This window comes from Faecalibacterium sp. i25-0019-C1, assembly GCF_042854225.1.
GTDB lineage: Bacteria > Bacillota > Clostridia > Oscillospirales > Ruminococcaceae > Faecalibacterium > Faecalibacterium taiwanense.
In genome coordinates this window covers 580,827-595,162 of the sequence record NZ_AP031428.1, presented here as the reverse complement: position 1 = coordinate 595,162, position 14,336 = coordinate 580,827, and the positions used below count along the sequence as shown (strand labels likewise).

General features: G+C 53.5%; 12 protein-coding genes. 5 read left to right on the top strand and 7 right to left on the bottom strand.

The genetic code is table 11. The features are described 5' to 3' along the window. The first annotated feature begins 149 nt into the window (after positions 1-149). From ACGHUK_RS02805 to ACGHUK_RS02790, 4 genes are all read left to right on the top strand, one after another. Complete coding sequence (locus tag ACGHUK_RS02805; RefSeq protein WP_005928324.1) at positions 150-935, top strand: DUF6551 family protein; 786 nt, start codon at positions 150-152, stop codon at positions 933-935. 30 nt (positions 936-965) lie between these two features. Further along, positions 966-1,211: a helix-turn-helix domain-containing protein gene (locus ACGHUK_RS02800; protein ID WP_005933015.1), complete on the top strand. Its 246-nt coding sequence runs from the start codon at positions 966-968 to the stop codon at positions 1,209-1,211. Positions 1,212-1,301: 90 nt separating this feature from the next. Then, on the top strand, positions 1,302-2,192 hold the full coding sequence (locus tag ACGHUK_RS02795) for a helix-turn-helix domain-containing protein (RefSeq protein WP_005928318.1): 891 nt from the start codon (positions 1,302-1,304) through the stop codon (positions 2,190-2,192). After that, complete coding sequence (locus ACGHUK_RS02790; protein WP_112090681.1) at positions 2,192-3,583, top strand: site-specific integrase; 1,392 nt, start codon at positions 2,192-2,194, stop codon at positions 3,581-3,583. Before ACGHUK_RS02795 ends, ACGHUK_RS02790 begins: the two co-directional genes overlap by 1 nt. A 57-nt stretch (positions 3,584-3,640) precedes the next feature. On the opposite strand, the gene ACGHUK_RS02785 is transcribed toward ACGHUK_RS02790, so the two are convergent. The 5 genes from ACGHUK_RS02785 to ACGHUK_RS02765 form a co-directional block, all read right to left on the bottom strand. Then, a complete protein-coding gene (locus ACGHUK_RS02785) occupies positions 3,641-4,045 on the bottom strand; it encodes an AbrB/MazE/SpoVT family DNA-binding domain-containing protein (RefSeq protein ID WP_015536742.1) in 405 nt (134 codons plus the stop codon). A gap of 753 nt (positions 4,046-4,798) precedes the next feature. Next, positions 4,799-6,172: a sodium-dependent transporter gene (locus ACGHUK_RS02780; protein WP_097780897.1), complete on the bottom strand. Its 1,374-nt coding sequence runs from the start codon at positions 6,170-6,172 to the stop codon at positions 4,799-4,801. 158 nt (positions 6,173-6,330) lie between these two features. Continuing rightward, on the bottom strand, positions 6,331-7,623 hold the full coding sequence (locus ACGHUK_RS02775; RefSeq protein ID WP_005946462.1) for a TRAP transporter large permease: 1,293 nt from the start codon (positions 7,621-7,623) through the stop codon (positions 6,331-6,333). A gap of 24 nt (positions 7,624-7,647) precedes the next feature. Next, entirely contained in the window at positions 7,648-8,103 is a 456-nt protein-coding gene (locus ACGHUK_RS02770; protein WP_097780928.1) for a TRAP transporter small permease, read from the bottom strand. A 191-nt stretch (positions 8,104-8,294) separates the two neighbouring features. Continuing rightward, positions 8,295-9,395 (bottom strand): TRAP transporter substrate-binding protein, encoded by a 1,101-nt coding sequence (locus tag ACGHUK_RS02765; protein WP_223388112.1) that lies wholly within the window; start codon positions 9,393-9,395, stop codon positions 8,295-8,297. Between the two features lie 392 nt (positions 9,396-9,787). Here ACGHUK_RS02765 and ACGHUK_RS02760 point away from each other — a divergent pair, with 392 nt between their 5' ends. Beyond that, entirely contained in the window at positions 9,788-10,477 is a 690-nt protein-coding gene (locus ACGHUK_RS02760; protein ID WP_097773976.1) for a GntR family transcriptional regulator, read from the top strand. A gap of 70 nt (positions 10,478-10,547) precedes the next feature. On the opposite strand, the gene ACGHUK_RS02755 is transcribed toward ACGHUK_RS02760, so the two are convergent. Then, positions 10,548-12,041, bottom strand: a complete 1,494-nt coding sequence (locus ACGHUK_RS02755; protein ID WP_044954306.1) for a DUF1846 domain-containing protein — start codon at positions 12,039-12,041, stop codon at positions 10,548-10,550. A gap of 364 nt (positions 12,042-12,405) precedes the next feature. Then, positions 12,406-14,331 (bottom strand): fructose-specific PTS transporter subunit EIIC, encoded by a 1,926-nt coding sequence (locus ACGHUK_RS02750; protein ID WP_120120958.1) that lies wholly within the window; start codon positions 14,329-14,331, stop codon positions 12,406-12,408. Positions 14,332-14,336 lie beyond the last annotated feature (5 nt).

Genomic DNA, 14,336 nt, shown 5'->3' with positions numbered 1-14,336 from the left:
GAACACGCATTCTTCAGTCACGTTCCTGTGATGATGAGCCACGTCCGTAACAAATGCGATGATCTCCCACTGAGGGAATGAGCGGTAGGTTGACGGTAAATTATCCAATCAGGAATTGATTTTCTGCAAAAAAAGAAGGAGGTTCCTTTATGATGAACGCAGTGGTAAAACCTTACCATGAAATGTGCCTGAACAGCAGTGAGCTGATCGTGCCGCGCGACACTTATCAGCGTGCTCTTCACCCCGCTCGTGTTGCCCGTATCGCAAAAGAATTTGACGAGCGGGTTGCCAATGAGCCGAAGATCAGCTTCCGGGATGGTCACTACTATGTGATGGACGGGCAGAACACCATCGCTGCCCGGAAGTTCCTGAACGGTGGTGATGATCTGCAGATTCGCTGCAAGGTCTACTTTAACATGACCGAGCAGGAAGAAGCCCTCCTGTTTGCACAGCAGACAGGCATTTCGGAACGGCTGAGTGCAGGGCAGAAGCTCCGTGCCCTGATTTTTGCAGGGGAGCCTGCTGCCGTTGCATTCCAGCAGGCCACCGAATTGGCTGGCGTTCATCTTTCTTTTGAAGAAGGCCGGGGCAAGCAGCGGATCAGCTGCATCGCAACCGCCTATCACGAATTCATCCGGCTTGGTCCTGAACTGTATATCGAATCCCTTGATGTTTTGCTGAATGCGTGGGACGGAGAACCTGATTCCATGAGTTCTGCAAATCTGCTCGGCATCTGCCGCTTTGTAGAACTGTACCACTCCGAATACAGTAAAAGCCGTCTGATTGCCAAACTGCGGCAGGTCGATGCATTCACGATTTTTCGCCTTGCACGAACCGCAGGCGTAAGCCTTCCCGGCAAGACGAAGTACCTTCAGCAGGTCTATACTATTTATAATGGTGGCAGCCGCCGGGCTGCATTGCCGCTCAAGTTTTAACTTTAAGTATATTTAACGAGGTATTATCCAATGATTATCCATGAAGAACCTTCGCCCAACTCGGTTTCCTCCCCTGTTTCCACAGCAAAGGACAGCCGCTGCTATACCGTAGAAGACCTGATGGAAATGCTGCTCCTGAGCCGTCCCACTGTCTACCGTCTACTGAAGCAGAACGAATTCCGCTGGTTCAAGGTAAGCGGCGCTTACCGTATTTCCAAAGCCAGCTTTGAAGCATGGCTCAATGATGGCACTGTTGAACGCAATCCTGCTGTTTGACATCCTCAACATTTCACGCGAAATCTGCTATTCTTTAGCCGGGATGAGAAATCCCGGCTAAACTTTTACATAGATAGAGAGGTGTCTTTCATGGATGATATGCGGAATACTTCGGCTCCCTTATACGGAAAAGCTGAACCTGCCACTACCAAAACCACCATGTCGGTTCGTGAGATGCGGCAGCTTCTCGGCCTTGGCAAAACAGATAGCTATTGGCTGCTTCATAAGAATCTCTTTGAAGTCATTCTGATAAACGACAAAAGGCGTATCGTTATTTCCAGCTTTGAGAAATGGTATGCCAATCAGGTCAAATATCATAAGGTCAATGGTTCGCCACCGGGCGAGGAACTTTGCAAACGGTCCTATTCCGTTCCTGACGCCGCCGAGATATTGAAGGTGAAACCCGAAACGATCTATACACTCATCCGACAGGGCAAGTTGAAAACAGAAACGGCAGACTTCTGTATGAGAATTCCCAAAGAGGACTTTGAGCGGTGGTACCGATCACAAAGTCGCTACCGCACAGCAGCCGACCGTGAGCGTGACCGGGAGATTGAAGCGCAAACCATCTCCATCCCGGAAATGGCAAAACTACTCGGTATCCCACGCAAGAATGTTTATGGGATTCTTGATTGCAAAAAATACCGAGATTGTTTCGTCATTGAGCGCGTGGCCGACAGGCCGCGCATTACCAAAAAAAGTTTTAAGGCATGGCTTAAAAGCCAATCTACATACCAACTTCAAAAACCGAAAAAAGAAACGCATGAGGAGCCGCCGCTAAAACTGCAATGTCCCAAGAATGGGAAATACTACAGTTTTCAGGAAATTCAGGCTTTTTACGGAATCAGCCGCCCAACACTTGACTCGTGGGTTCTCAAAGAAGGAATTCCAACGATGAAGTTGGGAAGGGTAAAACGCATCCAAAAAGATGCTTTCGATGAAGTTCTGAAGTCCAAACGTAAAGTAGAGGAGGATGTATAATGGCTAGCATTGTCAAACGCAATAACCGATACTGCGTTGTCTATACCTACAAACACACTAATGGAACGCTAAAGCAGAAATGGGAAACCTTTACCGACCTTGCAGATGCCAAAAACCGTAAGAAAGAGGTCGAATACAAAGAATCCGTCGGTACCTTTGTGGCACCCCAGTGCCGAACTCTAAAAGACCTGCTTAAAGAATACGTCACCCTGTACGGAAGAACCAAATGGGCACTTTCAACCTATCAATCAAACACTGCACTGATTTCAAACTACATAGAACCGCTTATCGGCTCAATGAAGCTGCAAGATCTCACCACCCGCGTAATTGAGGGATATTATCAGCGGCTGCTTAAATACGAAGCCGTTGACCCTATGTGTGGAAAGCGTCAGCATCAATACGTTTCTCCCGGCACGGTTCGTTCGGTTCACAAAATTTTGAGAAGTGCCTTTGAGCAGGCCGTAAAGTGGGAACTTATGGAAAAGAATCCCTGTATTTATGCCACCTTGCCCAAATACACTGCAAAGAAGCGTGATATCTGGACTGCCGAGACCCTGTTCCATGCCTTAGAAGTCTGTGATGATCCACGGCTCCGGCTTTGCATCAACCTCTCCTTCTCTTGTTCCCTGCGCTTAGGGGAATTGCTCGGTCTGACATGGGATTGTGTGGATATCTCCCCCGAAAGCATTGAAGCCGGGCGAGCCTCCATTTACATAAATAAGGAATTGCAGCGTGTAGATATTGCTTCGCTGAACGCCTTGGAAAATAAAAATGTCATCACTCGTTTTCCCTCGCTGAGTTCCCGCTGCACCACGGTCCAGGTTCTGAAAAGCCCTAAAACAGACAGCAGTATCCGAACCATTTTTCTCCCCAAAACAGTTGCTGAAATGCTTGTCCACTATAAAGCCGAGCAGGACATGACAAAGGACGCACTGGGTGCAGAGTATGCAGACTATAATCTCGTGGTTGCCGGCCCGCTGGGAATGCCGACCGAACAATCCACCATTAACGGTGCATTGAAGCAGCTGATTGAGGAAAACGATCTCCCAAAAGTGGTTTTCCACAGCTTCCGACACTCCAGCATTACATACAAGCTCAAACTGAACGGCGGCGATATCAAAGCCGTGCAGGGCGATTCCGGTCATGCACAGGCTTCGATGGTCACCGAGCAGTACGCACACATTCTGGATGATGATCGGCGTTTGAACGCACAACGATTCGACGATTTCTTCTATCAGCATCATGGTGCAGAGCCTGAAGTCCTCCCTCGCGCAGAGCAATCCACTCCCAAAGCCAGTCCAGTCGATACAGATGCGGCAGCAGCTCTTGCTAAACTGCTGGCTGACCCCTCTATGGCTACACTCATTAAAAATCTTGCAAAGAACCTATAAGCCTCTATACATAAACAGCGGCAGTTTTCCGTATATGGAAAACTGCCGCTATCTGTTTTAGGATGATCCCGTTTCTTTGTGTTTTTTCGCCTTAGCTTCCTCTATGTCCATCTTCAGCTGATGTGTAAGCTGTTTTACATAATCGAGTGAAACTTCATAGCCTTCTGCGATTTTTTCTGCCGGCATCCCATCAAGGATACGGGAGATCACAATGTTCTGAGTGGCTTGTTTTCTCGACTCTGCAATCATTTCCTCAATAGAGGGGCAATGTTTATTATGCATCCAATTCAAGTAATCCAAGCGTTCAGCTTCTATCCGCGATAGAAGCCTGACTGCATAGAAATTGTCATCTACCTCGAAGCGAACTTCCTCTCCGGGTTTGACTTCAAGTTTTTCCAGAACCGCATCTGGGAGTTTTACAGTTCCATCTTCACCGACTACAATATTAAATTTCTTTTCCATCGCACACTCCTAAAATCACGCAAAGTTCCTTGCATCCAGTGCCTTTACTCCCGTAAGAATACCATAAGCCCCTTCCTTTTACAAGACAATGCGCATTTCCATTCGCACTGTTACATAGACCAGAGTTTTCTCGCAGAAAGCTCTGGTCTTTTTCTATTGAAAACATTTGTCCATCACACCAGCTACGGCTGTATGGTCTGGTTCACGAATGCTAAACAAGCAAATATCCGTAGGGAAACGTACACTTCCCAGCTAATGAAAGGTGGGCATTTTACAATGAACCTTCCACTTTTCATTAGCTCTGCTAATTTTCTGCTAATGAAAAGCCTTTTACTCGTTTTATTTCGGGGTTTGTGTTCTTTACTCAGATTGACAGCGCAACAAAAAATCAATTGATAAAACGTTACTTGTTTTACCTACTTTTGCCTAGGATTTATGGCTTCAGCCCCTACTCCTAAGCCTGAGGCCCCCGGTTCGAATCCGGGCGGGGACGCCATTTTAAGAAAATGCGAAGGTCATTTTTCCATGTGAAAGACGATCTTCGCATTTTTCATTTTGAACCTATCACCAAAATTAGCCAGCGAATGCCATTAGCAGAATTTTCGGTTCCAGCTAATAAAATCAGGCTTCCAGCTAATTGAGGCCAAAATCGCCGTTTTCTATGCTTTATGCAACTTCACAGGAAAACCTTTTGGACATACAAAAAAGCGCAGAAGGCTTCCTTTGAGAAACACCTTCTGCGCTTTTCTGTTTTTACATTGCGATCCAGCCCAGAGCATTTGCCACAGAGCTGATCAGGATAATGGCCGCAAAGATGGGGCACAGATACTGGATCATGAAGTTGAAGATCTTTTTACGGCGGAAGGGCTTGCCGCCCAGCGTCACCTCTTCTTCGATCTTCTGCACGCCGATCACGCGGGACACCAGCAGGCAGATAGCAATGGCTGCAATGGGCATCATGACAGAGTTGGTGAGGAAATCGAAGAAATCCAGAAACTGCATTCCGAACACCGTCACGCCCGCCAGCGGGCCATAGCCCAGTGCCGAAAGGCTGCCCAGCGCCACCATGATCAGGCCGATCAGTGCCGTTGCGCGCTCGCGGCTCCAGCCCAGCTCGTCCTCAAAGGTGGAGACAGCGCTCTCGGTCAGGGCAATGGAGCTGGTCACGGCTGCAAACAGCACCAGCAAAAAGAACAGGATGCCCACCACATGGCCAAAGCCCATGCTCTCGAACACCTTGGGGATGGTAATGAACATCAGCGCCGGGCCGGCCTGCAGGGTGTCCGGGTCGCCGCCGGAGAAGGAGAACACCGCCGGAATGATCATCAGGCCCGCCATGATGGCAATGGCCGTGTCAAACACCTCCACGTTCTCGGTGGATTCCTCAATGGAGACCTCCTTCTTCATATAGGAGCCAAAGGTGACCAGAATGCCCATAGCGATGGACAGCGAATAGAACATCTGGCCCATGGCCGTGACCACCGTCATCCAGGAAAAGTTTGCCACGTTCGGCACCAGAAAATACTTCACGCCTGCCAACGCACCCGGGCGCGTGACCGAGTAGCCCGCAATGACCACCGAAAGCACCACCAGCACCGGCATCATCACCTTGGAAACACGCTCCACGCCGTTGCGCACACCGGCAAAGATGATGGCCAGCGTAAAGGCCGTGAAGATCAGAAAGCACACCTCTGCCGACAGTCCGCTGGAAATGAAATTGGAAAAATAACCGTCCTGCGAAAGCTCACTGCCATGGCCGCTGATATACTCCGACAGATAGCGGATGACCCATCCGCCAATGACCGAATAGTACGGCACGATCAGAATGGGAATGACCGCATTGATCCAGCCGCCGAACCGCAGGCCACCCTTTTTGCCAAAAGCTCCAAAGGCACCCACCGGGCTTTTGTGGGTCATGCGGCCCAGTGCCGTTTCGGCCACGATCATCGTGTAGCCAAAGGTGACGGCCAGCACGATGTACACCAGCAGAAAAATGCCGCCGCCGTATTTCGCGGCGAGGTACGGAAACCGCCAGATGTTGCCCAGACCCACCGAAGCGCCTGCGGCCGACAGCACAAAGCCGATCTTGCCGGAAAAGGCGCTGCGCTTTTGTTTTTGCGTATCCATGATTTAATTCCTCTTTTCCTATATTCCTATACACAAGTGGCCTTAGTGTACCATATCTGTCCGTCAAATACAACTGTCCCGCCTGTTTGCGTGCAAAAAACAAACAGCGCCCCGCAAGGGAGCGCTGCCTGTCTTTATAAGAGGTATACGCGTTGAGCTCAGAAGATGCTGTAGCCCAGCAGCTGCGGCAGGGCGGTAGTAAGCGGGCCCCACAGGCTGATGGAGATCAGAACGATCACGTTGCAGATCACGTAGGGCGCTGCGCCCTTGAAGATCTCGATGATGGGCATACGGTTGATCTTGTTGCAGGCGTTCAGGCACATGCCGACCGGCGGGGTGACCAGACCAATGGCCAGACCGGTGATCATCATGGCACCGAACTGCAGCGGCGAGAAGCCGTACTGCACCATGACCGGCAGCAGGATGGGGGTGAGCAGCAGGATGGCCGGGCTGACGTCGATGAAGGTGCCGATCATCAGGATCAGCACATCAAAGATCAGTGCAATGGCCCATGCGGGCATGTTCAGGGACATGAAGAAGGCACCCACCGTCTGCGGCACCTTCTGCATGGTCAGCACCCATGTAAAGATGGTGGTAAAGCCGATGATGAGCATGATGGAGGAAGAAGAGATCAGGGTCTTTTTCAAAGCCTCCCAGACACCCTTCCATGTCAGCTCCTTGTAGACGAAGAAGCCCACCAGCATGGAATACAGCACGGCCACACCGGCACTTTCGGATGCAGTGCACACGCCGAAGGAAACGCAGATGATGATGAACAGCGGCATGATGAGGGCAGGAATGCCGGAAAGCAGGCTCTTGGCGGCGCGCTTGCCGTCAAACTTGATCTTTTCCGGATGCCAGCCCTTCTTGGCGCTGATGATGTACACCAGCACCAGCTGGGTCAGACCGATCAGGATGCCGGGCACGGCACCTGCCACGAACAGCGCACCCACCGATGCACCGGAGATCATGGAGTAAACGATCATGGGGGTGGAGGGCGGGATGATCATGCCCATGGTGGAGGATGCCACCGTGATACCGGCAGAAGCTTCCGGCGGGTAGCCTTCCTTCTCCATGGCGGGGATCAGGATGGAACCCAGAGCCGAGGTATCGGCCACAGAGGAGCCGGAAATACCGCCAAAGATCATGGAAGCCACGATGTTCACTTCGCCCAGACCGCCGCGGATGGGCCGCAGCAGCTCCATGCAGAAGTTGATGATGCGCTGGGTGATGCCGCCGGTGTTCATCAGTTCGCCAGCCAGCATGAACAGCGGCATAGCGATCATCAGCTCACTGTAGGCACCGTTCCACACGCGCTGCGGCAGCATGGTAATAAAGGTAGGTGCATAGATCAGAATGTAGGTCACACAGGAAGCGCCGATGGCGAAGGCCAGCGGGATGCCCAGCGCGGCAAAGAAGATCAGCAGCACCAGAAGGATGAGCATTGCCATAGTTGTGTATTCTCCCCTTTCCGCTTATGCGTCGTCACGGCTCAGCGCCTGATTCTTGGGCGCAAAGTAGGAAATATCGGCCTTGTACAGGGTGATGATCTTGATCACGACGCAGATGGCACAGATGATGCCGCACACCGGCATGATGCCGTACATATACATCATGGGGATCTCCATGCCCTGACTGATCTGCTTACCGGCAACGCCCACATACTTGAAGCCCTGATAGGTGAACACCAGCACCACAGCCAGCACGATGAGGTAGTTGATGATGGCAAGCCAGCGCTTGCGGGCAGGCTTGACGCCGTCGTAAAGGATGTCGATCATGACGTGCTCGTCCTTGATCACGTTGATGCCCATGCCCCAGAATGTGGTAAAGGCAAACAGGGTGGTGTTGAACTCTGCCAGCTGCTTCCAACTCAGGGAGAAGCAGTAGCGCGCAATAACGGTAAAGATCACAAGAGCCGCCAGCAGTGCCATGGCGATCACGCCGATGGTAAAGTATACGTCAAACAGCTTCTTGCCGATTTTTTTCAGCTTTTCGATGGTGCTCAGCCCCTTTCGGTTATTTTACAACTTTTTCCATTGGCCTGTTACAGCAGAGGGCAGCCCGCAGGCTGCCCTCTCGCCTTTACCGTAACATGGCCGTTTTTGCCTTTGGTCGTTTCTGCTTATGCCTTTGCGACGATATCCTGCATCTCCTTGATCTCGTCGGCGGTGCAGATGCCCTCGGTGACACACTGGTCGTACACGGACTGCACAGCGGTCTGGAAGGCCTTCAGCTCATCGGCAGAGGGCTCGTAGACTTCGCAGCCAGAATCCACGATGGTCTGCTTTGCGGCGCTGGAGTTCTTGTCGATCAGCTCGTCGTTGTACTCGCCCATCTTGGTGGCACACTCGGTAATGATATCGCGGTACTCCTCGGGCAGGCCGTTCCACCATGCTGCGTTCACATAGAAGGGATCCGGATGGAACTGGTAGTTGACCTCGGTGAAGTACTTCTGCACTTCATAGAACTTCATGCCCTCCACGTTGACCCAAGGGTTCTCCTGACCGTCTGCAACGCCGGTCTTCAGGCCCATGTACAGGTCGGAGTACGGGATGGTGGTGGTGGTAGCACCCATTGCCTGGAAGGTCATGTCAATGGTCTTCATGCCGTTGGTGCGCATCTTCAGGCCCTTCAGGTCTGCGGGAGCCTTGATGGGGTGCTTGGAGTTGGAGAACTGGCGGTAGCCGCCTGCATCGCACAGGTTAATGATGACAGTGCCCGTCTCGCCTTCGGCCTCAGCGCACACCTTCTGTGCCAGATCGCTCTGCAGCAGAGCCGTGACCTGCGCACGGGTGTTGGTCAGGAAGGGCAGGGTGAACATCAGCAGACGGGGGCTGAAGTCGAACTGACCGCCGCGCATGCCCTGCACGGTGCCGGCCACGACCTGCTCCAGCATCTCCTTCTCGGTGCCCAGCTGGCCGTTGCCGTAAACTTCGATCTTCACATGGCCATTGGTGGCCTCTGCCACATCGGCGGCAAACTGCTCCATGGAAACAAAGCGGGGGTTGCCTTCGGGCTGTGCATGACCCACGGTCATGGTGAAATCGCCCAGAGATGCAAACTTGTCCTCACCGGCTGCTGCGGCACTTGCTGCAGTGCTGGTGGATGCTGCGCCGGAAGCAGCCGGGGTGGATGCACCGGAACCGCCGCAGGCTGCCAGAGCACCTGCAGCTGCCATTGCACCAGACACCTTCAGGAAATTGCGACGAGAGATCTTTTTCATAATCTTCTTCCTCCTTGTTTCAGGGGTACCTTTTTACCTTATACGCTAGCAAAGTTTTTGGCGGCCCCTGTATACAGCATTTTCATTGCACGCTAATCGTAACAGAAAATTCACATCCGCACAAAAGCCAAACTTCACCAACTTCGTAAAGTTTCTTTGTGCATAACTAACAATCTTATCCGTTTCTCGTGGAAACTGTTACAATCCGGCGACACTATTTGGTTCATTTTCATCTGATATATCAATTTTTGTCAGATATGATAAATTTCGGAGCTTTTCCTATACTTGTATACAGGCTATTGTATACTTCATTCTCATACGTTGACAATCTCTTTTTAGCAGGCTAAAATAGAAATGTCTTATCATCAACTATGTAAATGGAGTGTGAGCACATGGCTGAACAGCTGCATCCAGAGGACATCTACCAGACGCTGGAATATGAGATCGTTACGCTGAAGATCAAGCCCGGAGAGACCATCAGCGAAAATCAGCTGTGCAAACGGTTCGGCATTTCGCGCACACCAGTGCGCGCTGCCCTGCAGCGGCTGGAACAGAACGGCTTTGTGCAGATCATTCCCTGCAAGGGCACCATCGTCACCCCCATTGATCTGGATATCGTGGATCAGATCGTATACCAGCGCACAGCCGTTGAAAGCACGGTGCTGCGCGATTTCATTCAGGTCTGTTCGCCCAAAGAGTACATTGAGATCAAGCACAAATATGACCTACTGGAAGAGATGGCCCAGACCATGACCGACCCGGACAATGTGGATATCAATGCCTTCCTGACGCTGGATCTGGAAATGCACGCCATCTGGTTTTGCAGCATGAACAAGTGGTATATCTGGCAGAACCTGACAAAGCCGCAGCCGGATTATTCCCGCTTTACCCGTCTGGATGTGGTGCGGGCAAACAATGTGCCGGATGTGCTGAGCGAGCACCGGGAAATTTTGCGGGTGATCCGGGAAAAAGACCTGGATGCCATTGAACCGCTGATCCGGCGGCACCTGTACGGCGGCCTGCGCCGCATGGGCACCCAGCTGTACGCAGAAAAGTACAGACCTTATTTTACCGGCATCTGAACCAATAAAAAACAGGCGCATCCGCCAGCCTTTCGGCCTTTGGATGCGCCTGTTTTGTTTTTTGTATAATTTACTGCTTGTGGTACTTGCGGTCCTCTTCCTCGTAAACAGGGTCACAGGTCAGGTACATTCCCAGCCGGTTCAGGGTGCTGGTATCCACACCCGAGAGCAGCACGGTGGAGTGCACATCACAGCCCTTGAGGTTGGGCAGCTGATGCATGGCCGCTGCAGCCTGCTCGTTGGAAGCAGCCGAGCTGGAAAGCGCGATCAGGATCTCGTCGGTGTGCAGGCGGGGATTCTTGCCGCCCAGATAGTTGGTCTTGAGGGTCTGGATGGGCTCAATGGAAGCCGCACTCACAAGGTCGGTCTCCTGCGGGATACCGGCCAGCACCTTGAGAGCATTCATCAGAGCAGATGCTGCTGCACCCAGCAGCGGACCGGTCTTGCCGGTAACAACGGTGCCGTCCGGCAGCTCAATGGCGGCAGCAGGGGCCCCGCCGGTGCTCTCGCTGCGGGCATGAGCCTGCTTTTCCACTTCGCGCTGGCCCACGGTCAGGTCGGCCTGATTCATCAGCAGTTCCAGCTTGTAGCGCTCGGTCTCCTTGACCGTGCCGGTGATCTTCTGCTCACACAGGCACTTGAAGTAGCGGCGCAGGATCTCCTTGCGGGAGGCTTCGCGGCAGACCGCATCGTCCACGATGCAGTTGCCTGCCATGTTCACGCCCATGTCCGTGGGGGACTTATACGGGCTTTTGCCAGCGATCAGCTCAAACATGGCGTTCACCACCGGGAAGATCTCAATATCGCGGTTGTAGTTGACGGTGGTCACGCCGTAGGCTTCCAGATGGAACGGGTCGATCATGTTCACATCGTTCAGGTCGGCTGTAGCGGCCTCGTAGGCCAGATTCACCGGGTGCTTGAGGGGAATGTTCCAGATGGGGAAGGTCTCGAACTTGGCGTAACCGGCCTTCACGCCGCGCTTGTACTCATGGTACAGCTGGGAAAGGCAGGTGGCCATTTTGCCGCTTCCGGGGCCGGGGGCCGTGATGACCACCAGCGGGCGCTGGGTCTCGATGTAATCGTTCTTGCCGTAGCCCTCGTCGCTGACGATGCGTGCCACATCGTTGGGGTAGCCGGGAATTTTGTAGTGGCGGAAGGTGCGGATGCCCAGACTGTTCAGCCGCTTTTCAAAGGCCTCCACCTCCGGTGCAGCGGCGTACTTGGTCACGCACACGCTGCCCACATACAGGCCTACTTCCTGGAAGGCATCGATCAGGCGCAGCACATCCAGATCGTAGGTGATGCCGTAGTCGCCGCGGATCTTGTTGCTGATGATGTCCTCGGCGCTGATAACGATGACCACCTCGGCCTGATCCTTCAGCTGCAGCAGCATCTGCAGCTTGGAATCGGGCTGGAAGCCCGGCAGTACGCGGGACGCGTGGTAATCATCGAACAGCTTGCCGCCGAATTCCAGATAGAGCTTGTTGTCGAACTTCTTGATGCGCTCGCGGATATGTTCTGACTGCATCGAGAGATATTTGTCGTTGTCAAATCCAATTTTCATCGTTCGTTTCCTTTTTCCTCTTTGCTGTGCCCGGCACACCGCACCGGAACTTTTCCATAATAGAAACAGTATACCACACTCAAAAACCGGGTGCAATCCAAAAGGGCGGCTGCAAAGCTTTTTCCAGCAAATGCGGTGTTTCGCGCTGTTCTTTGCTGCATTTTTTGTGAAAATGGTTCTTGCCGCGTTTTTGACAGCGGGTGTATCATGTTATATCCGATTGGATTGGAAGTCGTGGGCGGTTACTTTTTCTTTTTATCCTTCTGATCCTTCGCGCGATCCTGCGTAATACAGCAAGCCCCCGGGTCTCCCCGGGGGCTTGCTGCAGCTTTATGAAGTATCTCGAATATGGAGGAAATGGCGTTTATTCTGCGTCGGTACGGTTTTTCTTGAGCAGGCTCAGGATCACAGCACCCAGCACGCTGCCCACAGCCAGCGCCACACAGTACAGAGCGGTATGGTCTACGACTGGGAACACGAAGATGCCGCCGTGCGGTGCACGCAGAGCGCAGCCGAAGGTCATGGAGAGCGCACCGGCCACCGCTGCACCGGCCACGCAGCTGGGCAGGACGCGCAGCGGATCTGCTGCTGCATAAGGGATCGCGCCCTCGGTGACGAAGCACAGGCCCATGACGTAGTTCACGATGCCGTTGCGGCGCTCGTCGGCAGTCCACTTCTTGGGGCAGAAGGTGGTGGACAGGGCGATGGCGATGGGAGGAACCATGCCGCCCACCATGACAGCGGCCATCACCTCATAGTTGCCGGAGGCAAGGGCTGCCGTGCCAAAGACGTAAGCTGCTTTGTTGAAGGGGCCGCCCATATCAATGCTCATCATACCGGCCACGATGGCACCCAGCAGCACCTTGGAGGTGCCGCCCATGGCGTTCAGGCAATCGGTCATGGCAGTGTTGATCATACCCATGACCGGGTTGATGCCGCACATCACCGCGCCGAGGATGAGCATACCGCCCAGCGGGTAGATGAGCATGGGACGGATGCCATTCAGGCTGGCAGGCAGCTTTTCGGTGATCTTTTTCAGCAGCTCGACGATGTAGCCTGCAGCAAAACCGGCCAGCAGTGCAGCAAGGAAGCCGCCGGAAACACCGGTGGTCTCACCCGCTGCAATGCCTGCAAAGTTGGTGCCGTTCATGGCCAGCACACCGCCCACAAAACCGACCGCCAGACCCGGACGGTCCGCGATGGACATGGCGATGAAGGCAGACAGGATGGGCAGCATGTAACCGAAGGCTGCGCTGCCCACCGTCTTAAAGAAGGCAGCGACCGGGGTGTTCATGCCAAAGTTGGAGGGATCGATGGTGTAATCGTCCAGCAGGAACGCCAGTGCGATCATGATGCCGCCGCCCACCACGAAGGGCAGCATGTGGGAGACACCGTTCATCAGGTTCTTGTACAGAGTGCGGCCAAAGCTGTCCTTGCCGGAAGCATCCTCGGCGGCCTGTGCGCCGCCCTCGGCGTGGTAAACAGGCACCTCGCCGTGCACGATCTTCTTGATGAGCTCCTCCGGCTTGTGGATGCCATCGTCCACCCGGGTGAACAGCACCGGCTTGCCGTCGAAGCGGGCGGTCTCCACCTTCTTTTCTGCTGCCACGATGATGCCATCGCAGTTTGCGATCTCTTCTCTGGTGAGGATGTTCTTTGCTCCATCCGAGCCATTGGTCTCCACCTTGGTGGGCAGACCCAGCTTGTCACCGGCCTTGGTCAGGGCTTCCGCTGCCATATAGGTGTGGGCGATGCCGTTGACGCAGGCGGTCACGGCCAGAATGCGGTAGCCGCTCTGGGGGATCTCCTGCTGGGTGAAGCTCTCCGCGCCGAACTGAGCCTCCTCCTGTGCATCGATGCAGTCAAGGAACTCTGCCGGGGTCTTTGCGGCCTTCAGCTTTTCTACAAAGTCCTCGTTCATCAGCATCTGCATCATACGGGCCAGCATGTCCACATGCAGGCTGCCGTTTTCCGGAGCCGCAATGGCAAACAGCAGGTCGGTGGTACCGTCGTCCTCGGCATTGTACTGCACGGGGCTGCTCAGCCGCAGCGCCGCCAGACTGGGACGGGTGACTACATTGGTCTTGGCGTGGGGCACCGTGATGCCGTTGTCCACATAGGTGGAGCCCTCCGCCTCACGGGCATAAAGGGCCTTTTTGTAGGCATCCTTGTCCGTGATGTTGCCATGGGTGGCCTGCAGCTCCACCAGACGGCTGATGATCTGCTCCTGATCGGTCAGAGCCTCATCCAGTGCGATGGACTGCGCGGTGAATAATTCCGTAATACGCATGATTT

What these genes read in the sequence shown, in the direction of transcription:
- ACGHUK_RS02805 (WP_005928324.1), top strand. Translation starts at nt 150, where the DNA reads ATGATGAACGCAGTGGTAAAACCTTACCATGAAATGTGCCTGAACAGC.
- ACGHUK_RS02800 (WP_005933015.1), top strand. Translation starts at nt 966, where the DNA reads ATGATTATCCATGAAGAACCTTCGCCCAACTCGGTTTCCTCCCCTGTT.
- ACGHUK_RS02795 (WP_005928318.1), top strand. Translation starts at nt 1,302, where the DNA reads ATGGATGATATGCGGAATACTTCGGCTCCCTTATACGGAAAAGCTGAA.
- ACGHUK_RS02790 (WP_112090681.1), top strand. Translation starts at nt 2,192, where the DNA reads ATGGCTAGCATTGTCAAACGCAATAACCGATACTGCGTTGTCTATACC.
- ACGHUK_RS02785 (WP_015536742.1), bottom strand. Translation starts at nt 4,045, where the DNA reads ATGGAAAAGAAATTTAATATTGTAGTCGGTGAAGATGGAACTGTAAAA.
- ACGHUK_RS02780 (WP_097780897.1), bottom strand. Translation starts at nt 6,172, where the DNA reads ATGGATACGCAAAAACAAAAGCGCAGCGCCTTTTCCGGCAAGATCGGC.
- ACGHUK_RS02775 (WP_005946462.1), bottom strand. Translation starts at nt 7,623, where the DNA reads ATGGCAATGCTCATCCTTCTGGTGCTGCTGATCTTCTTTGCCGCGCTG.
- ACGHUK_RS02770 (WP_097780928.1), bottom strand. Translation starts at nt 8,103, where the DNA reads ATGGCACTGCTGGCGGCTCTTGTGATCTTTACCGTTATTGCGCGCTAC.
- ACGHUK_RS02765 (WP_223388112.1), bottom strand. Translation starts at nt 9,395, where the DNA reads ATGAAAAAGATCTCTCGTCGCAATTTCCTGAAGGTGTCTGGTGCAATG.
- ACGHUK_RS02760 (WP_097773976.1), top strand. Translation starts at nt 9,788, where the DNA reads ATGGCTGAACAGCTGCATCCAGAGGACATCTACCAGACGCTGGAATAT.
- ACGHUK_RS02755 (WP_044954306.1), bottom strand. Translation starts at nt 12,041, where the DNA reads ATGAAAATTGGATTTGACAACGACAAATATCTCTCGATGCAGTCAGAA.
- ACGHUK_RS02750 (WP_120120958.1), bottom strand. Translation starts at nt 14,331, where the DNA reads ATGCGTATTACGGAATTATTCACCGCGCAGTCCATCGCACTGGATGAG.